Annotated in this window: 13 protein-coding genes; 9 read left to right on the top strand and 4 right to left on the bottom strand. The window is 63.9% G+C overall.

Features of this window, described 5'->3' with window-relative positions; genetic code table 11:
* Positions 1 to 220 precede the first annotated feature (220 nt).
* The 3 genes from G568_RS0101020 (at position 221) to G568_RS0101010 (ending at position 3705) form a co-directional block, all read left to right on the top strand.
* Positions 221 to 2353 (top strand): malate synthase G, encoded by a 2133-nt coding sequence (locus G568_RS0101020; RefSeq protein WP_026756295.1) that lies wholly within the window; start codon positions 221 to 223, stop codon positions 2351 to 2353.
* 60 nt (positions 2354 to 2413) lie between these two features.
* Entirely contained in the window at positions 2414 to 2842 is a 429-nt protein-coding gene (locus tag G568_RS0101015) for a GlcG/HbpS family heme-binding protein (RefSeq protein WP_026756294.1), read from the top strand.
* 83 nt (positions 2843 to 2925) lie between these two features.
* The gene (locus G568_RS0101010; RefSeq protein WP_026756293.1) at positions 2926 to 3705 is read left to right on the top strand and encodes a gamma-glutamyl-gamma-aminobutyrate hydrolase family protein; all 780 of its coding nucleotides are present in this window, start codon (positions 2926 to 2928) and stop codon (positions 3703 to 3705) included.
* 42 nt (positions 3706 to 3747) lie between these two features.
* Here G568_RS0101010 and G568_RS20785 read toward each other — a convergent pair whose 3' ends face one another.
* Positions 3748 to 6423 (bottom strand): Hint domain-containing protein, encoded by a 2676-nt coding sequence (locus G568_RS20785; protein WP_169576926.1) that lies wholly within the window; start codon positions 6421 to 6423, stop codon positions 3748 to 3750.
* Positions 6424 to 6657: 234 nt separating this feature from the next.
* Positions 6658 to 7497: a tryptophan 2,3-dioxygenase gene (gene kynA / locus G568_RS0101000; protein ID WP_026756292.1), complete on the bottom strand. Its 840-nt coding sequence runs from the start codon at positions 7495 to 7497 to the stop codon at positions 6658 to 6660.
* Between the two features lie 62 nt (positions 7498 to 7559).
* Here kynA and G568_RS0100995 point away from each other — a divergent pair, with 62 nt between their 5' ends.
* On the top strand, positions 7560 to 7730 hold the full coding sequence (locus tag G568_RS0100995; protein WP_157084215.1) for a hypothetical protein: 171 nt from the start codon (positions 7560 to 7562) through the stop codon (positions 7728 to 7730).
* On the opposite strand, the gene kynU is transcribed toward G568_RS0100995, so the two are convergent.
* Both kynU and G568_RS0100985 read right to left on the bottom strand, forming a co-directional pair.
* Positions 7723 to 8916, bottom strand: coding sequence for a kynureninase (kynU, locus tag G568_RS0100990; protein ID WP_026756290.1), 1194 nt, complete (start codon positions 8914 to 8916; stop codon positions 7723 to 7725). The genes G568_RS0100995 and kynU overlap by 8 nt on opposite strands.
* 75 nt (positions 8917 to 8991) lie before the next feature.
* Positions 8992 to 9687, bottom strand: coding sequence for a cyclic nucleotide-binding domain-containing protein (locus G568_RS0100985; protein WP_026756289.1), 696 nt, complete (start codon positions 9685 to 9687; stop codon positions 8992 to 8994).
* 252 nt (positions 9688 to 9939) lie between these two features.
* Between G568_RS0100985 and G568_RS0100980 the strand changes: the two genes are divergently transcribed.
* The 5 genes from G568_RS0100980 (at position 9940) to narJ (ending at position 18983) form a co-directional block, all read left to right on the top strand.
* Positions 9940 to 11277: an MFS transporter gene (locus G568_RS0100980; protein WP_026756288.1), complete on the top strand. Its 1338-nt coding sequence runs from the start codon at positions 9940 to 9942 to the stop codon at positions 11275 to 11277.
* A gap of 72 nt (positions 11278 to 11349) precedes the next feature.
* Entirely contained in the window at positions 11350 to 12957 is a 1608-nt protein-coding gene (locus tag G568_RS0100975) for an MFS transporter (protein WP_026756287.1), read from the top strand.
* Between the two features lie 67 nt (positions 12958 to 13024).
* Positions 13025 to 16750, top strand: a complete 3726-nt coding sequence (locus G568_RS0100970; protein ID WP_026756286.1) for a nitrate reductase subunit alpha — start codon at positions 13025 to 13027, stop codon at positions 16748 to 16750.
* Positions 16747 to 18270 carry a nitrate reductase subunit beta gene (narH, locus tag G568_RS0100965; protein WP_026756285.1) on the top strand — a complete coding sequence of 508 codons (1524 nt, stop codon included), beginning with the start codon at positions 16747 to 16749 and terminating at the stop codon, positions 18268 to 18270. The genes G568_RS0100970 and narH overlap by 4 nt, the downstream gene beginning before the upstream one ends.
* Complete coding sequence (gene narJ / locus G568_RS0100960) at positions 18270 to 18983, top strand: nitrate reductase molybdenum cofactor assembly chaperone (RefSeq protein WP_037373441.1); 714 nt, start codon at positions 18270 to 18272, stop codon at positions 18981 to 18983. Before narH ends, narJ begins: the two co-directional genes overlap by 1 nt.

Raw genomic sequence — 18983 nt, 5'->3', positions numbered from 1 at the left:
CGAGGGTAGGGCGGCGCGGGCGGAGCTGCAATGTCGCGCGCCGCCAAAAGAGCATCCGGGGCAGAGGTTTTTCATGGTCGCATCCGGCGCGACTGTTTGGGCGGACATCGTCGGAGGGGCGCCCGCCTTTGATTATTGGTAAGCTTTTTTGACCAGTCCTGTTGCCTATCGGAAACTTCCCGACTAAGCGTTATGGTGCAACCAGTGCGAGGAGGGAAGCATGACTCAGCGGATCGACAAGAACGGCCTACAAGTGGCGGCGGAACTGGTCGCCTTCATAGAAGAGCACGCCCTGCCGGGCACCGGCGTGGAGGCGGGCACCTTCTGGAAGGGCTTTTCCGGGCTGGTGCATGACATGGGGCCGCAGAACCGCGCGCTACTGGAGCGGCGCGAAAAGGTGCAGCGGCAGATCGACGAGTGGCACACCGCGCGCGCCGGGCAGGCGCATGATGCGGCGGAGTATCACGCCTTCCTCAAGGAAATAGGGTATATCGAGCCTGACGGCGGCGATTTCGAGATCGATACAACGGGCGTCGACCCTGAGATTGCAACGGTGGCGGGGCCGCAACTGGTGGTGCCGATCACCAACGCGCGCTTTGCCCTGAACGCGGCGAATGCGCGGTGGGGCTCGCTCTATGATGCGCTGTATGGCACCGATGCGCTGGGCGATTTGCCGCCCAAGGGGGGCTATGACGCGGCGCGCGGTGATCGGGTGATCGCGTGGGGCCGCGCGTTTTTGGACGATGCCGTGCCATTGGCGCAAGGAAGCTGGGCCGATGTGAGCGCGCTTTCGATCGAGAGCGGGGCGCTTTCGCCCGCGCTGGCCGATCCGGGGTGTTTCGCCGGGTATATCGGCGCGGCCGACGCCCCGCAGGGCGTGGTTTTGCGCCGTCATGGGCTGCATATCATCGTGGATATTGACCCAGGCAGCCAGATCGGCGCGTCCGATGCGGCCGGCATTTCCGATATCCGCCTGGAATCCGCCCTGTCCACGATCATGGATTGCGAGGATTCGGTGGCCTGCGTCGATGCCGAGGACAAGGTCGCGGCCTATGAAAACTGGCTGGGCCTGATGAAAGGAGACCTGGCCGAGGAGGTGGACAAGGGCGGCACGCGGTTCACCCGGCGCCTGGCCGATGACATCGCCTATACGGCGCCCGATGGCGGCACGGGGCGGCTGAAGGGTCGCTCGCTGATGTTGGTGCGCAATGTCGGGCACCTGATGACGAACCCGGCGATCCTGGATCGCGACGGGAACGAGATCGGCGAGGGGCTGATGGATGCGCTGGTGACGGTGGCCATTGCCATGCACGATCTGCGCCGCGAGGGTGGCAACAGTGATTGCGGTAGTGTCTACGTGGTCAAGCCCAAGATGCACGGATCGGCCGAGGTGGCATTCGCCGACGAGATATTTGCCCGCGTGGAGCAAATCCTTGGCCTGCCGCAAAACACCGTCAAGATCGGCATCATGGACGAGGAACGCCGCACCAGCGTCAACCTGCGCGAATGCATCCGCGCGGCCAAGTCGCGGGTGGCGTTCATCAACACCGGCTTCCTGGACCGCACCGGAGACGAGATCCACACCAGCATGGAGGCGGGGCCGATGCTGCCCAAGGGCGAGATGAAATCGACCCCCTGGATCGCGTCCTACGAGGATCGCAACGTCGATATCGGGCTGGCTTGCGGGTTCCGCGGGCGGGCGCAGATCGGCAAAGGGATGTGGGCGATGCCCGATCGCATGGCCGACATGCTGGAGGCCAAGATTGGCCATCCGGAGGCCGGCGCGAACTGTGCCTGGGTGCCCAGCCCGACGGCGGCGGTGCTACATGCGACGCATTACCACAAGGTGGACGTGGCCGCGCGGCAAGAGGAAATCGCCAAGGGCGGCCCGCGCGGCACGCTGGATGATCTTCTGACCATTCCGCTGATGAGCGGGCGCAACCTGCCTGCCGACGAGGTGACGCGCGAGATCGAGAACAACGCGCAAGGCATCCTTGGCTACGTGGTGCGTTGGGTCGATCAGGGGGTTGGCTGCTCGAAGGTGCCGGACATCAACGACGTGGCCCTGATGGAGGACCGCGCCACCTGCCGGATCAGCAGTCAGGCGCTGGCCAATTGGCTGCATCACGGGGTGGTCAGCAAGGCACAGGTGATGGCGGCGATGAAGAAGATGGCCGAGGTTGTGGACCGCCAGAACGCGGGCGATCCGGCCTACAGGCCGATGGCGCCCGAATTTGATGGCGTCGCGTTCCAGGCGGCTTGCGATCTGGTGTTCAAAGGCCGGGTGCAGCCCTCGGGCTATACCGAGCCGGTGCTGCATGCCCGGCGGCTGGAGCTGAAGGCGCAGGGCTGACGGGGTGGGGGCATTGCCCCCATCTCACCCTCACAACAAGGACATGGCGGAGGACAAGACATGGCTGGAATTTCACTGAGGCGCGCGCGCACGATCATTCGCAAGACGATGGAGGCGGGCCGCGAGGCCGGGATGAAGCCGCTGAGCGTGGTGGTGCTGGACGCGGGAGGCCATGTTGTCGCTTTCGAGCGCTCCGACGGCGCCTCGCCGGGGCGGTTCGCGATCGCGCAGGGCAAGGCCTATGGCGCGGTGATGCTGGGCATGGGCGGGCGCGCGCAGATGGCACGGGCCGAGGCGCAGGCCTATTTCATGAACGCCGTAAACGGCGCATTTGGCGGGCAGGTGGTGCCGGTGCCGGGCGGCGTGTTGTTGCGCGACCGGCGCGGTGCGGTCGTGGGGGCGGTTGGCGTCACGGGCGATTCATCCGACAATGACGAAGTTGCCGCTATGACCGGCATCAATGCTGCGGGCCTGACCGGCGAGCCCTGATCGGGGCGGCCTTTGTCATGCGGTCTTTTCTTGGGCGCGCTTGCGTATTACCTATAGGGCGCGCGCAACAGCAAGGGGATGACATGGCTCGGCCCATCGTTGGTATCATCGGGAATCACTTCCTGATCAATGACAGCTATCCCGCCCACGGAGGCGGCACCATGAACTCGGAGGCGGTGGCCTGCGTGGCGAAATGCGTGCCGCTGGTGATCCCGGCCGATCCGCGGTTCGTGTCGGTCGAGGAATTGATGGAGGTGTGCGACGGTTTTGTCCTGACCGGCGGGCGTCCCAACGTGCACCCCGAGGAATACGGCGAGGCCCCGACCGAGGCGCATGGCGCGTTCGACCGCGCGCGCGATGCGATCACGCTGCCGCTGGTGCGAGCCTGCGTGGAGCGGGGGCAGCCGTTCCTGGGCATTTGCCGCGGCTTTCAGGAGGTCAACGTCGCCATGGGCGGCACGCTGCACCCCGAGATCCGCGATTTGCCGGGGCGGATGAACCACCGCATGCCGCCCGAGGGCTCGCTGGAGGAAAAGTTCGCCCTGCGCCATTGCGTGCGCTTTGCCGAGGGCGGGGTGTTTCACCGGCTAATGGGCGCGCCCGAGGTAATGACCAATACGCTGCACGGGCAGGGCATCTGCCGCCCCGGTGCGCGCATCGTGGTCGAAGGGTATGCCCCCGACGGCACGCCCGAGGCGATCTATGTGAAGGACGCCAAGGGGTTCACCCTATCGGTGCAGTGGCACCCGGAATGGGACGCGGCCAATGATCCGGTCTCGCGCCCGCTTTTCACCGCGTTCGGGGAGGCGGTGCGCAACTGGGCGCAGGATCGCCGCTCTACCGGCCTGCGCGAGATCGCCTGACGGGGGCCTTTGGGTCACATGCTCGACTTGAGAGCGGACCGTTCACGCGGCCAGAAGGCGGCTTTCATAGGCACGCAGGCACATCCGTGCGGTATCGCCGTAGCAATCGGGGCTGCTGCGCAGGTCGGGAAATAGCGCGAACAGCTCTTCGCGCGCGGCATCCGTGACCGCACCAAGGCCGACATGGCCGGGGTGAAAGCTTTCTGATGGGCAATCCTCGGCCAGGATGATCTCGTGGCGATCAAACAGCAGGTGGATATAGTCCACCTCGTTCTGTTCCTGTTGAACGATGGTTGTTCCGTTGATCAGGTGTTTGGCCGGGATAAGAACCTCGGGGCTGTTGAAATAGAGGTTGGCCGAGGCCGAGCGGTGCAGCATCCGGTGCTGCGGCGACACCAGCAATTCGCGGCTGTTGTCCAATGCGCCGGCGCCAATGCGGATGGGCGCGAACGCGCCACGCCCGGCAACGCGACTGCACCCGCTCCAGCGAAGGGTCTGAACGCCGCTGTCGCGGGTCACCACCGCATCGCCGGGGCGCAGGTCCTCGACCCGGCGCTGCCCTTGCGGGGTCAGGATGCGGGTGCCCGAGGTAAAGCAGATGATGACGTTTTCGATATTGGTGAAGTTGACGACAGTGCCATCGTTCAGCGTGGTGCTGCCGGTCATCCCGCCCTGTCCGGGGTCGGTGTTGGTGTAGTTGACGCTGCCGAACCCGGCATACCCGCCGAAATCCAGCGTATCGCCGAGGGTTTCGTCCTCTTCGCCGCCGTCGATGGTGATTGTGCCGCCGCCTGTCAGTGCGCCGCCATCGATGGTGAAGGTGTCATCGCCGCCGCCGCCATCGGCGGTGTCGCCGCTACCGACCGAAAGCAGATCGTCGCCGCCGCCGCCATACAGCACGTCATCGCCCGCGCCGCCGATCAGCGTGTCGTCGCCGCCCGGGCCCTCGGCGGGGCCGCTGATCAGCGGGCTGTTGAGCAGATCGGTGGTGGTGCCGTCGGGGGTGCTGATGTTCGACGACAGAACCTGCCCGCCACCGTTCTCCCAGTAGCGGATTTCGATCGTGTAGGTCTCGTTCGGGTCGAGATCGACCTCGCCCCAGCGGGTCGTTGGCGCCTGGTGTTGGTCATTGTCCATGAACGACCCGGTCGAGCCATCCTGGTTTGTGAAGGTGACCGGGTTGCCGCCGGAGTCGAAGATTTGGAGCGTCGAGCCGTCATCCGATGTGGTGTCGAACCGGTAGGTGCCGCCATCGACGGTGGTCAGGGTCGAGCTGTAGATGACGCCGAAATCTTCGGGGTTGGCGCCGCTGTCGCGCACGGATTGCGCAAGGGCCTCGACATGGAAATCGTCGGTATAGCCCTGATCGGCGAGGGTGCCGTTTTCGATATCGAAGGCCTGTCCGTCCGCGCTTGAGAAATCGTGCTCGTAGAAGCTGTATTCCCAATTGCCGGTCGGCGCGGCCTCGTCGCCATAGAGCGTGTCGTTGCCTTCGCCGCCCAGGATGCTGTCGCTGCCTCCTTGGCCAAGAACGGTGTCGTCGCCAAGCCCGGCAAGAACGGTGTCGTTGCCTTCGCCCGCCTCGATTTGGTCGTCATCGGCACCGGGGGCGATGGCGTCGAAATGCACGTCGGTGATGTTGAGGCCCTGGCCCGAGGTGTCGCCGTTGTCGTACTCGATCTCGACGCGGGAGACGGGGCCGGCGATGGTGAACAGGGCCGAGCCGTCCGCGTCGCTGGCGGAATCGCCGCCGCCGCCGGCGGTCACGGTGTCGCCACTGACGCTGTCGGTGGAATTGCCTGTCAGATCGACATCGACCGGCACCGAATTGCCATCGGCGTCATAGGCACGCACGGTGACGATATCCTGCCATCCGCCCTGATCGATGTCGTTGACGCGGAATTGCACGTTCTCGACCTGGTCGTCATAGCTGGACCCGGCCGAGGCAGAAAAATCCAGGGTCGTGGTGGCACTGTCGGCGCCTGCGTGGGTGCCATACAGGTAGAGCGACGAAGAGGTGTCGAACGGCTCGCCGCTGCCGGTATATTGGGTCTGGTTGGTATCAAGCTCGATCCGGTCGGTGGTGGGGCTGCCGTCGAAGGACACGGTCACGTCGATGCCGCCGGTATCTTGCGTGAACCCGCCGGATACGTCGGTGCCGTCGCTACCCGCCGCCGACCAGTTCAGGCTTTGGGCACTCGGTCCGGACCCTGGTGCATCGCCGCCATCGACAACGTCGCCATCCGGGTCGCCGGTATAGTTGGTGTCAATAAGGTCGTCGCCGGCGGTGCCCTCGACAACGCCATCGGACATATCATCGGCCGAGACGAAATTGTCGTAGCTGAACGCCGTTCCATCACCCAGTTCGGGCAGGGTGTCGTAGTTCAGCGTTTCATAGGTCCGGCCCACGACGAGGGGCTGTTCCGACAGCAGGTAGTTGCCGCGTGCGTCGCCGTCCTCGATATCCAGCTGCACGACGTTGAAGGTTTCGCCGGTGACGGTGTCGCGTAGGGTCCAGCCAAGCTCGGCATCCGCGTCCGACCCGATCGAGGTGTTGCCATTGACGCTGACATCGGCGGTGGTGTTCCACTCGCCGCGGTTGTCGTCGGTCAGGATCTGGCCATCGGCGCCAGAACCGCCGTCGTAGATGGTCAGCGTGCCTTCCGCGTCGGCCGGGCCGGTATAGGTGGCGGTGCCGCCGGTGGAGGTGCTGAACATCCCCCGTGGGTCAATATCATAGAACTGCAAGCCGCTGAACGTGGGCATGTCTAAAAGGCCTGTATTTTCACGCCCCTGGGGGCAAAATTATTACTGCTCGTGCAGCGCGGGACATCTGAGCGGTCCTTCTTGCGCTGTCATTGCGGTCAGAGTGGTCGCAAAGTGTGTTGATTTCAAGGCAAATTTAAATCAAAGGCCTGCCACGACGCTGCGCGGCAGGCCGAAGGGCGCCTGTCACAGGTTCGTGCGCAGGTGCCACAACTCGGGGAACAGCTCAACCTCAAGCATGCGGCGCAGGTAGCTGACGCCGCCGGTGCCGCCGGTGCCGCGCTTGAACCCGATGACCCGCTCGACCGTGGTGACGTGGTTGAAGCGCCAGCGGCGGAAGTAGTCCTCGAGATCGACGAGTTTCTCGGCCAGTTCGTACAGCTCCCAATGCGCCTCGGGGTCGCGGTAGACCGCGCTCCATGCCGCGCGAACCTCGGGCGAGGGGGAATGCGTCGCGGCGACATCGCGCGACAGCACCGCATCGGGAAGCGGCATCGACCCGTGCAACCGCCGCAGCGCCACGTCATAGAGCGAGGGGCGCGTCAACTCGGCCCCGAGGCGCGCGGTTAGATCCTCGCGATGCGCATGGGGGCGCATCATGGCGGTATTGCGATTGCCCAGCATGAACTCGATCAGCCGGTACTGCCACGACTGAAACCCCGACGACTGCCCCAGGGCGGGGCGAAACCGGGTGTAGTCGCTTGGCGTCATGGTGCGCAGCACGTCCCAGGCGCTGTTGAGTTGCTCGAATATCCGCGCCACCCGCGCCAGCATCTTGAACGCCTTGCGCAGCTCGCCCGCCTCCATCGCGGCGCGGGCGGCGTCGATTTCGTGGATCGCCAGACGCATCCACAATTCGGATGTCTGGTGCTGGACGATGAACAGCATTTCGTCATGCGCGTCCGAGCGCGGGTGCTGCGCGGTCAGGATCGCATCGAGGCCTAGGTAGTCGGTATAGGACATGCGCCCGTCAAACGACATCTGCGCGCCGTCCTGGGCGGGGTCATAGGGGGGATGATCTGTCATTGGTGGCTCCGATGATCGGGGGCCAGGAGCCGGGCGTAGTGCCCGGCCGGACCCCGGGGAAGATGAGTATTTTCGGCAAGATGAAGGCCGGACTGTCCGGAATTGCGGGCTTGGATCAGCCCGCGACGCGCGCCGTGGACAAAAGCCGCCGCCACAGCGCGATCCAGCCCGCGGGCCGGCATAACGGCACGTGGCGGGTGTGGCTGGAGGCGGGCGCGTCTGCCATCAGGTGACCCGCGCGCGTGTCTTGTATTCGGGCGCGTCCCAAAGCCGCTTTTGCATCACCTCGGCGATGATGGCGGCGGCGGCTTCGACATCGGCATGGTCCAGGTAGAGCGGCGTGAAGCCGAACCGCATGATATCAGGCGCGCGGAAATCGCCGATCACGCCCCGGGCGATCAGGGCCTGTATCGCGGCGTATCCATCGGCAAAGCGGAAGGAGACCTGGCTGCCGCGCATGGCCGGGTCGCGGGGGCTGGCGAGCTCCAGCATGGGGCAGGCGGCCTCGACCCGGTCGATGAACAGCTCGGTCAGCTGGATCGAGCGGGCGCGCACGGCGTCCATCGTCGTCATGTCCCAAATGTCGAGCGCGGTTTCCAGCGCCGCCATCGCCAGAACCGGGGGCGTGCCGACGCGCATCCGCTCAATGCCCGGCCCGGCGCGGTAGCTGGTCTCGAACGCGAAGGGCGCCTCGTGACCCAGCCAGCCGGACAAGGCCGGGCGCGCGGCGTCTGCGTGGCGCGGGGCGACGTAGATGAAAGCGGGCGCGCCGGGGCCGCCATTGAGATACTTGTAGGTGCACCCCACGGCAAAATCCGCGCCCGCGCCCGACACGTCCACCGCCGTTGCGCCGGCGGTATGAGCCAGATCCCAGACCGTGATCGCGCCCGCCTCTTGCGCCTTGCGGGTCAGGCGGGCCATGTCGTGCAGGCGCCCGGTTCGGTAATCCACTTCGGTGATCATCAACACGGCGACTTCGTCCGTGATGTTCGCCTCGACCTCCTCGGGGGCGACGACGCGTAGCTCATGCCCTTTGCCGAGCGTTTTGATCAGCCCTTCGGCCATATAAAGATCGGACGGAAAATTGCCCGAATCCGACAGGATCACCCGGCGATCCGGCACCATTTCCAACGCCGAAGCGAGCGCTTGGTAGACCTTGATCGACAGGGTGTCGCCCAGCACCACATGGCCGGCCTCTGCGCCGATGAGGCGCGCGATGCGATCGCCCAGCTTGGCGGGTTGGGCCATCCATCCGGCCTTGTTCCAGCCGGTGATCAGCAATTCGCCCCATTCATCGCGCATCGCCGCGTCCATGCGTGCAGGGGCGGCCTTGGGCAGGGGGCCCAGCGAATTGCCGTCCAGGTAGATCACCCCATCGGGCATCTGGAACAGTGCCTTGGTGGCTGCGAAATCTGTCATGCGAATTTCCCCCTGTTGCGCTTGCACTGCTCTATCGCGGGCCGGGCTGTCGTGTCCAGTGATGCGCGACGCGCGCTAGCTCAGGGGGTCGTCGATCAGGGGGTTGGGCTTGGCAAAACCGGCAAGGTCGTCGGTGTCTGTCAGCTCGATCCGGTTGCCATTGACCCGGACGCCGTAAGGGTGCAGCCCCTTGAACGCGCGGCTCAGGTTTTCGGGCGTCATGCCCAGCCGAGAGGCGAGCCGGCGCTTTTCGATCGGCAGCTCGAACTGGTCCGCATCGGCGCGCGTGCGCTGGCGCAAAAGGTAGTTGGCTAACCGTTCGAGCGACGAGCGCAGCTTGAGATCCTTGGTGTTTTTCACCACGCCCCGGTAGCAAAGCGCCAGCTCGGTCACGATGGCGCGTGCGAATTCGCCGTCCTTGTCAAACACCGCGCGCACGTCTTGCGACGGAACCAGGGCGACCCGGCATTTTTCAAGCGTACGCGCCGACATCAGGTAAGGGGCGTCGCGAATGGTGGCTGCGAGGATAAAGGTTGAAACCGGGGTGAGGGTGGACATGCTGGTTTCCCGGCCATTCCAGGACGAGAACAGCTCGATCGAGCCCTCCAGGACGATATGCATGAAGTCGCTCGGGTCGCCTTCGGTGATCAATTCGATCCGTGGCGGGAAGTTCTGCACGTACGAGCCGCGCATCAATTCACGGAACCGTTCCTCTTGCATGGAGGCGAACAGATCGAGCTTGCGGATTTCGGGATAGTAGGAATCGGGCATGGCTGACCAATCGGGTGGCGTGGCTTTTGACATTTATCAAGGCAGCCGCGCCTGCATGTCAATCATTGGATTGCCAAGGTGACGTCATCGGCTTGATGCGGGCCGTGAGTGGATCACACATATTTTGCTAAGGTGTTTATTTTGCAATGTTTTTTCGGTTTTCTGATCTGAATCAAATCCCGAATACCCCGTGCGCTCCATGCCTCTTGCCGAACCCGTTTGGCGCGTCATGCGCATATATTGGAGGGAGCAATGCATACACTGGACGGAGTGACACGGGGCGATCAGTATCGCGCGTTGGGGTTGAGTACCTTTGCGTTCACGGTCTGTTTTGCCGTTTGGACGATCTTCTCGATCATAGGTGTCAAGATCAAACAGGAGCTGGGCCTGAACGACACGCAGTTCGGCCTGCTGGTGGCGACGCCGGTGCTGACCGGGTCGGTCAGCCGGATTTTCCTTGGCGTCTGGACCGAGCAGTTCGGCGGGCGGATCATGTTCCCGCTTCAGATGATGATCACGGCTGTATGCGTCTGGCTGTTGACCTCGGTCACCAGCTACCCGGTGTTCCTGATCGCGGCGCTTGGCCTTGGCCTTGCGGGCGGGTCTTTCATTGTCGGCATCGCCTATACCTCGCGCTGGTTCGAGAAGGAGCGCCAAGGCACGGCCTTGGGCATTTTCGGCGCCGGTAACGTGGGCGCGGCGGTGACCAACTTCGCGGCGCCGTTCCTCGTGGTGGCGATGGGTTGGGAAGGCACCGCGCGGGTCTATGCGGTGGTTCTGGCGATCACCGCCGTGCTGTTTTACATCCTGGCCAAGGACGACCCCGTGCATGAAGAGCGCAAGCGCACCGGCAAGGGCCCGGTTTCGACCGCCGACCAACTGGCGCCGCTGAAAAATATCCAGGTCTGGCGCTTTGCGACCTACTACTTCTTCGTGTTTGGCGGGTTCGTCGCGCTGGCCAGCTTTCTGCCCCGCTATTACGTCGGCGCCTACGGTCTGGAGCTAACGACCGCGGGCGTGTTCGCCGGTCTTTATAGCCTTCCCGGCTCGGTGTTTCGGGCCTTGGGCGGCTGGATGTCGGATATCTGGGGCGCGCGCGCCGTGATGTACCTGACGTTCGTTGTCTCGCTCATCATCCTGTTCATCATGAGCTATCCGGAAACCAGCTATACCGTTGAGGGCATCACCGGCCCGGTCTCGTTCAACTTCGGGGTTTCGGTGGGTGTTTTCGTCGCGCTGACGGTCGTTCTTGGCTTCATGATGAGCCTGGGCAAGGCCGCCGTCTACAAGCACATCCCCGTCTACTACCCGCACCATGTGGGATCGGTTGGCGGCCTGGTCGGCATGATCGGGGGGCTTGGCGGGTTTTTCCTGCCGATCGCCTACGGTGCGCTGCTGGACCTGACCGGCGTGTGGACCGCGCCCTTCATGCTAACCTTCGTGATGGTGGCGATCATGACGGTCTGGATGCACGTCGCCATCCGTCGGATGGAACGGCGCCGTCATCCCGGCCTGGAGCAGGAGCGCTACCTGTCGGACGTGCCGGACGAGCCCGTTGCATCGCCTGCACACGTGCACCCGGCAAAATGAAATGGCCGTGGCGCGCGATTGCCTGACAGAGCGCGCCACGATCCTCCACTCACCAATCCACGGAGATGAAAAGTGGCACAAGACATTAAAAACTGGGACATCGAGAACGAGGGCTACTGGGCCTCGACGGGCAGGGCGGTGGCAAACCGTAACCTGTGGATCTCGATCCCGAGCCTGCTATGCGGGTTTGCCGTCTGGCTTTACTGGGGCATCATCACGGTGCAGATGCTCAATCTGGGCTTTCCCTTTGCCAAGGCCGAGCTGTTTACCCTGTCGGCGGTGGCCGGCCTGACCGGCGCGACGCTGCGCATTCCGTCCACGTTCTTTATCCGTATCGCGGGCGGGCGAAATACGATCTTCTTTACCACGGCCCTGTTGATGATCCCGGCCGCGGGCACGGGGTATGCCCTGCAAAACCCCGACACACCGCTATGGGTGTTCCAGATCCTGGCGTTCCTGTCCGGCATCGGCGGTGGTAACTTCGCCAGCTCGATGTCCAATATCAGCTTCTTCTTTCCCAAGAAGGTGCAGGGCTATGCCTTGGGCATGAACGCGGGCCTTGGCAATTTCGGCGTCACCACGATGCAGATCCTGATCCCGCTGGTGATGACCTTTGGCCTGTTCGGCGGCGAGCCGATGATCTTGCAAAACACCAGTGGCACGCTGATCGGCAAGATCCCCGCCGGGTCCGAGACCTATATCTACAACGCCGGCTATGTCTGGCTGCTGTTCCTGGTGCCGCTGGCTTTTGCGGGCTGGTTCGGCATGAACAACATCCGCGATACGCACGTCTCGCCCGATATTCCCAACCCGGCCGTATCCTTTGGCATCATCAGCTTCATGCTCATCCTGGGGCTGGTTGCGGCGGCCTTTGGTCTGTGGCTGATGCTGCCGACCGATGTGGGCGGATCTGGCTGGAACCTGTCCAAGTGGATCGTTCTGCCGCTGGTGATCGCGCTGACGGTTGGCTTGCTCAAGGTGATCCCCGGCCAGGTCGGGCAGAACCTGACGCGCCAATACCGGATCTTCGGCAACAAGCATACCTGGGCGATGACGGTCATCTACACCATGACCTTTGGCAGCTTCATCGGCTACTCGGCCGCGCTGGCGCTGACGATCAAGGTGGTGTTCGGCTATCAGCACCTGCTGGTGGACGGGGTGATGACCCATTCCACCGCCAACCCGGACGGGCCCTCCGCGCTGATGTTCGCATGGATGGGGCCCTTCATCGGGGCGCTGATCCGGCCCATTGGCGGTATGATGGCCGACAAGCTGGGCGGTGCGCGCGTGACGCAATGGGTGTCCATCGTGATGGTGATTTCGGCGCTTGGTGTGGCCTACTTCATCCAGCAGGCCTATGCCTCGGCCGCGCCAGAGCAGTATTTCCTGCCCTTCCTGGGCTTGTTCCTGGTCCTGTTCGCGGCCACCGGCATCGGCAATGGCTCGACCTTCCGGACCATCGCCGTGGCCTTTGACAAGGAACAGGCGGGTCCGGTGCTGGGCTGGACCAGCGCGGTGGCGGCTTACGGCGCCTTCATCATTCCCAAGGTGTTCGGCGAACAGATGGACGCGGGCAAGCCGGAATACGCGCTCTATGGCTTCGCGATATTCTACGCGGTCTGCATCGCCATCAACTGGTGGTTCTACCTGCGCCCCGGCGCCTACATCCGCAACCCCTGATCCGAGCGATCCGCCCCGGTCCCCATAGCGCGGGCCGGGGCGGTCAGCCAACGTATAGGAGACGACAATGAGCCATCTGCTCGACAGACTGAACTTCCTGCAGTCCAAGGAACTGGAGCAGTTCGCGGACGGTCACGGGCAAGTGACCCGCGAAAACCGCGACTGGGAGGACACCTACAGAAACCGCTGGCGCCACGACAAGATCGTGCGCTCCACCCACGGTGTGAACTGCACCGGGTCGTGCAGCTGGAAGATCTACGTGAAATCCGGCATCGTCACCTGGGAGACGCAGCAGACGGATTACCCGCGCACGCGCCCCGACCTGCCCAACCACGAGCCGCGCGGCTGCGCCCGCGGGGCAAGCTATAGCTGGTACCTCTATTCCGCCAACCGGGTGAAGAACCCGCTGGTGCGCGGCGCGCTGATGAAGGTCTGGCGCCGGATGCGCAAGACCATGACCCCGATCGAGGCATGGACCGCCATGCAAAACGATCCGGTGCTGCGCGCATCTTACGTCGAAACCCGCGGCAAGGGCGGGTTCGTGCGGGCAACGTGGGACGAGGCGACCGAGATCACCGCGAGCGCCAACGCCTATACCGCCAAGACTTACGGCCCCGACCGGGTGTTCGGCTTTTCCCCGATCCCCGCCATGTCGATGGTCAGCTACGCCGCTGGCTCGCGTTACCTGAGCCTGCTGGGCGGGACCTGCATGTCGTTCTACGACTGGTACTGCGACCTGCCCCCGGCCAGCCCCCAGACATGGGGCGAGCAGACCGACGTGCCGGAATCGGCCGATTGGTACAACGCGGGCTTCTTGCTGCTGTGGGGCTCGAACGTGCCGCAAACGCGCACGCCCGACGCGCATTTCTACACCGAGGCGCGCTACCGCGGCACCAAGTCCGCCGTCATCTGCCCCGACTATTCCGAAGCCTCCAAGTTCGGCGACATCTGGCTGGCCCCGCAGCAGGGCACCGACGCGGCCCTGTCGATGGCCATGGGCCACGTCATCCTGCGTGAGTTCCACCTGGATCGGCAGGCCGAGTATTTCGAAGATTACTGCCGCAAATATACCGACATGCCGATGCTGGTGAAGCTTGAGGAAAAAGACGGCAAGCTGGTCCCGGGCCGGTTCCTGCGCGCCGACGATTTCGACGGCAAGCTGGGCGAGGACAACAACCCCGAATGGAAAACCATCGCCTACGATGCCGCCTCGGGCAGCTACCTGGCGCCCAACGGCTCGGTCGGTTACCGCTGGGGCGAGGATGGCGACTGGAACCTCGAAGAGCGCAGCCGCGACAAGGCGACCGATCTGAAGATGTCGCTGATCCTCGAGGAAGACCACGACGCCATCGCTGCCGTTGATTTCCCCTATTTCGGCGGTGTCGCGACCGAGAATTTCGTGCGCTGCGACCACCCCGATGTCCTGACGCGCAACATCCCCGTCAAGACCGTGAAACTGGCGGATGGCGAGGCGCGCGTCGCCACGGTGTTCGACCTGTTTTGCGCCAATTACGGTCTGGATCGCGGGCTTGGCGGCGACTGGGCGGCGAAATCCTTTGACGAGGATCTGCCCTATACCCCGAAATGGGCCGAGAAGATCACCGGCGTTCCCGCCGACAAGATCACCGCCGTCGCGCGTGAATTCGCCAGCAACGCGGAAAAGACAGGCGGCAAGTCCATGGTCATCCTCGGGGCGGGGCTGAACCATTGGTACCACATGGACATGAACTATCGCGGCATCATCAACATGTTGGTGATGTGCGGCTGCATCGGGCAATCGGGTGGCGGCTGGAGCCACTATGTCGGCCAGGAAAAGCTGCGCCCGCAAACCGGCTGGCAGCCGCTGGCCTTTGCGCTCGACTGGGCGCGGCCGCCACGGCACATGAACTCGACCAGCGCATGGTATGCCCATACCGACCAATGGCGCTATGAGACGCTGAACGTGGACGAGATCCTGTCGCCCACGGCGCCCGCGGGCGATTGGGACGCCAGCATGATCGACTACAACATCCGTGCCGAGCGGATGGGCTGGCTGCCATCGGCGCCGCAGCTCAAGACCAACCCGCTGGAGGTGGGGCGGCTTGCGAAGAAGTCCAAGAAGGAGGTCGCGCAATACGTTGCCGATCAGCTCACGTCGGGCAAGCTCGAGATGTCCTGCGAGGACCCCGACGCGCCCGAGAACTGGCCGCGCAACCTGTTTGTGTGGCGCTCCAACCTGCTGGGCAGTTCGGGCAAGGGGCACGAATATTTCCTCAAGCACCTGCTGGGCACCGACAACGGCGTCATGGGAAAGGACCTTGGCGAAGAGGGCCGCTCCAAACCCAAGGAGGCGGCGTGGCACGACGAGGCGCCGCGCGGCAAGCTGGACCTGCTGGTAACCATCGATTTCCGCATGTCCACCACGGCGGTCTATTCGGACGTGGTCCTGCCAACGGCCAGTTGGTACGAGAAGAACGATCTCAATACCTCTGACATGCACCCGTTCATTCACCCGCTTCAGGCGGCCGTGGACCCGGCTTACGAGAGCAAGTCGGACTGGGAAATCTTCAAGGCCATCGCCAAGAAGTTCTCGGAGGTGGCGCCGGAAATCCTGGGCCAGGAAACCGATGTGGTCGCCCTGCCGATCCTGCACGACACCCCCGCCGAGATCGCGCAGGACCATGTGCGCGACTGGAAGAAGGGCGAATGCGATCTGATCCCCGGCAAAACGGCGCCCAACTACATCGCGGTCGAGCGGGATTATCCCGCGCTCTACGAGCGGTTCACCGCGCTTGGCCCGTTGATGGACAGCGTCGGCAACGGCGGCAAGGGCATCTCGTGGGAGACCAAGCACGAGGTGCAGGAACTGCGCGATCTGAACGGTACCAAGCTGGACGGTCCGGCCAAGGGCTGCGCCAAGATCGAGACGGACATCGACGCGACCGAGGTGATCCTGATGCTGGCGCCCGAAACCAACGGCGAGGTCGCAGTCAAGGCGTGGGACCAACTGACCAAGGCGACGGGGCGTGAACACGCGCACCTGGCCCGCGGGCAGGAGCATGTGAAGATCCGGTTCCGCGATATCGCCGCACAGCCGCGCAAGATCATCTCGTCGCCCACATGGTCGGGGATCGAAAGCGAGGAGGTGTGCTATAACGCGGGCTACACCAACGTGCACGAGCTAATCCCGTGGCGCACCCTGACGGGTCGGCAGCAACTCTACCAGGATCACCTGTGGATGCGTGCGTTCGGCGAGGGGTTCGTGTCCTACCGCCCTCCGGTGGACCTCAAGACCATCACCAAGGGCGTGCAGGATGATGGCGACAGCCTGGTGCTGAACTTCATCACGCCGCACCAGAAATGGGGCATCCACTCGACCTATTCCGACAACCTGCTGATGCTCACGCTCAACCGGGGCGGGCCGGTGGTGTGGCTGTCCGAGGTGGACGCGCGCAAGGCCGGGATCGAGGATAACGATTGGATCGAGGCCTACAACATCAACGGCGCACTCACGGCGCGCGCGGTGGTGTCGCAGCGGATGCGCGAAGGCACGGTGTTCATGTATCACGCACAGGAAAAGATCGTGAACACGCCGGGATCGGAAAAAACCGGCTTGCGCGGCGGCATCCACAACTCGGTGACGCGCACGGTGCTCAAGCCCACCCACATGATCGGCGGCTACGCGCAGCAATCCTACGGGTTCAACTACTATGGGACCGTGGGGTCGAACCGCGATGAGTTCGTCGTTGTCAGGAAAATGAAGAAGGTCGATTGGCTCGACCGTGAAGCGACCGAAAAGGAGGCCGCGGAATGAAAGTGCGTGCGCAAATCGGCATGGTGCTGAACCTCGATAAATGCATCGGGTGTCACACTTGCTCAGTCACCTGCAAGAACGTCTGGACCAGCCGCGATGGCGTCGAATACGCGTGGTTCAACAACGTCGAGACGAAGCCCGGCACCGGCTATCCGACCGATTGGGAAAACCAGGCGCGTTGGAACGGCGGCTGGGTCCGGACCCGCTCGGGCAAGTTGCAGCCCAAGCAGGGCGGCAAATGGCGGATATTGGCGAACCTCTTCGCCAACCCCGACCTGCCCGAGATCGACGACTATTACGAGCCGTTCGATTTCGACTACGACCACCTGAAAAGCGCCCCCGCGATGGAGGCATTCCCCACCGCGCGGCCGCGCTCCAAGATCACGGGCGAGCGGATGGAAAAGATCGAGAAGGGCCCCAACTGGGAGGAGATCCTGGGCGGCGAGTTCTCGAAGCGGAGCCAGGACTACAACTTCGAGGGCATCCAGAAGGACATCTACGGTGAGTACGAGAACACCTTCATGATGTACCTGCCGCGCCTGTGCGAGCATTGCCTCAACCCCACCTGCGCCGCCTCCTGCCCATCGGGCGCGATCTACAAGCGCGAGGAAGACGGCATCGTCCTGATCGACCAGGAAAAATGCCGCGGCTGGCGGATGTGCGTGTCGGGCTGCCCCTACAAGAAGGTGTATTACAACTGGTCCACCGGCAAATCCGAGAAATGCACGCTGTGCTATCCCCGCATCGAGAGCGGCAACCCCACCGTGTGCTCGGAAACCTGCGTGGGGCGCATCCGGTACTTGGGCGTGATGCTCTATGACGCCGACAAGATCGCAGAGGCTGCCAACACCGAGGACGAGGCGAACCTGTACGACGCGCAGCTTGGTGTGTTTCTTGATCCAAACGACCCCGAGGTGATCGCGGCCGCGCGCGCCGATGGTGTCCCCGAGGATTGGATCAAGGGCGCCCAGGAAAGCCCGATCTGGAAAATGGCGATGGAATGGAAGGTGGCCTTCCCGCTGCATCCCGAATACCGGACCTTGCCGATGGTGTGGTACGTGCCGCCGCTGTCGCCCATTCAGAACGCGGCCGAGGCGGGCGCGCTTGGCACCGACGGCGCCATGCCCGACGTGCGCAGCTTGCGTATTCCGCTGCGTTACCTTGCCAACATGCTGACCGCCGGGGACGAAGCCCCGGTCGCACAGGCGCTGGAGCGGATGCTGGCCATGCGCGCCTACATGCGTGCCAAATCCATCGAGGGCGTTCAGGATGAGGCCATCGCCGAGCGCGTCGGCCTGACCGGCCGCATGATCGAGGACATGTACAAGATCATGGCGCTGGCAGATTACGAGGATCGGTTCGTCATCCCCACCACGCACCGTGAACAGGTCGAGGAAGCCTACGATCTACGCGGCGGCTGCGGGTTCACCGATGGCAATGGCTGCTCCACGGGCATGTCCAAGGGATCGCTGTTCGGTGGTTCCAAGAAACCGCTCAAGATGCCGGCGGAGGTGCAATGATGGATCGTACACTCAAATCCCTGTCATTGCTGCTCAGCTACCCGACCGAGGAGTTGCAGCAGGCCATGCCCGAGATCGGCGGCGTTCTTGCCGCCGAGACGCGGCTGACGGCGGCGGCGCGGCGCGATCTGCGCCCGCTGGTGTCATCGTTGCAAGGCGATGACATCTACGACCTGCAGGAACGGTTCGTGATGCTGTTCGATCGCTCGCGCAGCCTGTCGTTGAACCTGTTCGAGCATGTCCACGGCGAAAGCCGGGACAGGGGCGGTGCGATGGTCAGCCTTGTAGAGACCTACCGCGATGCGGGGTTCGACCCGGCAACGTCCGAGTTGCCCGATCACCTGCCTGTTCTTCTGGAGTTCCTCGCCTTGCGTCCCTTGGGCGAGGGGCGGGAGGTGCTCGCGGATGCGGCGCATATCTTCGAGGCCCTGAAAACCCGGCTTGTCCGGCGTGACAGTGCCTATGCGTCCGTGTTCGCGGCCCTCCTGCAATTGGCTGGCGTACATGCCGATAGCGATGCGGTAGCCGAACTGCTGGACCAGCCAGAGGATGATCCGACCGACCTCGAGGCGCTCGACGCGGTCTGGGAGGAAAGCGAGGTGCTGTTCGGCCCCGACCCGAACGCAGGCTGCCCACAGGTCCGCGACATGTTGGCGAATATGGACATACCCGGCCCGGCGGCGCCGGCAACATCGGCCCGGACGGCCGAGTGA

It is taken from the genome of Sediminimonas qiaohouensis DSM 21189 (assembly GCF_000423645.1).
Lineage (GTDB): Bacteria > Pseudomonadota > Alphaproteobacteria > Rhodobacterales > Rhodobacteraceae > Sediminimonas > Sediminimonas qiaohouensis.
Note: the sequence above shows the minus strand (reverse complement) of the source record. Positions and strands in the feature narration are given on the sequence as shown.

Coding starts and splice junctions, on each gene's coding strand:
- G568_RS0101020 (WP_026756295.1), top strand. CDS start 221: ATGACTCAGCGGATCGACAAGAACGGCCTACAAGTGGCGGCGGAACTG.
- G568_RS0101015 (WP_026756294.1), top strand. CDS start 2,414: ATGGCTGGAATTTCACTGAGGCGCGCGCGCACGATCATTCGCAAGACG.
- G568_RS0101010 (WP_026756293.1), top strand. CDS start 2,926: ATGGCTCGGCCCATCGTTGGTATCATCGGGAATCACTTCCTGATCAAT.
- G568_RS20785 (WP_169576926.1), bottom strand. CDS start 6,423: ATGTTCAGCACCTCCACCGGCGGCACCGCCACCTATACCGGCCCGGCC.
- kynA (WP_026756292.1), bottom strand. CDS start 7,497: ATGACAGATCATCCCCCCTATGACCCCGCCCAGGACGGCGCGCAGATG.
- G568_RS0100995 (WP_157084215.1), top strand. CDS start 7,560: ATGAGTATTTTCGGCAAGATGAAGGCCGGACTGTCCGGAATTGCGGGC.
- kynU (WP_026756290.1), bottom strand. CDS start 8,916: ATGACAGATTTCGCAGCCACCAAGGCACTGTTCCAGATGCCCGATGGG.
- G568_RS0100985 (WP_026756289.1), bottom strand. CDS start 9,687: ATGCCCGATTCCTACTATCCCGAAATCCGCAAGCTCGATCTGTTCGCC.
- G568_RS0100980 (WP_026756288.1), top strand. CDS start 9,940: ATGCATACACTGGACGGAGTGACACGGGGCGATCAGTATCGCGCGTTG.
- G568_RS0100970 (WP_026756286.1), top strand. CDS start 13,025: ATGAGCCATCTGCTCGACAGACTGAACTTCCTGCAGTCCAAGGAACTG.
- narH (WP_026756285.1), top strand. CDS start 16,747: ATGAAAGTGCGTGCGCAAATCGGCATGGTGCTGAACCTCGATAAATGC.
- narJ (WP_037373441.1), top strand. CDS start 18,270: ATGGATCGTACACTCAAATCCCTGTCATTGCTGCTCAGCTACCCGACC.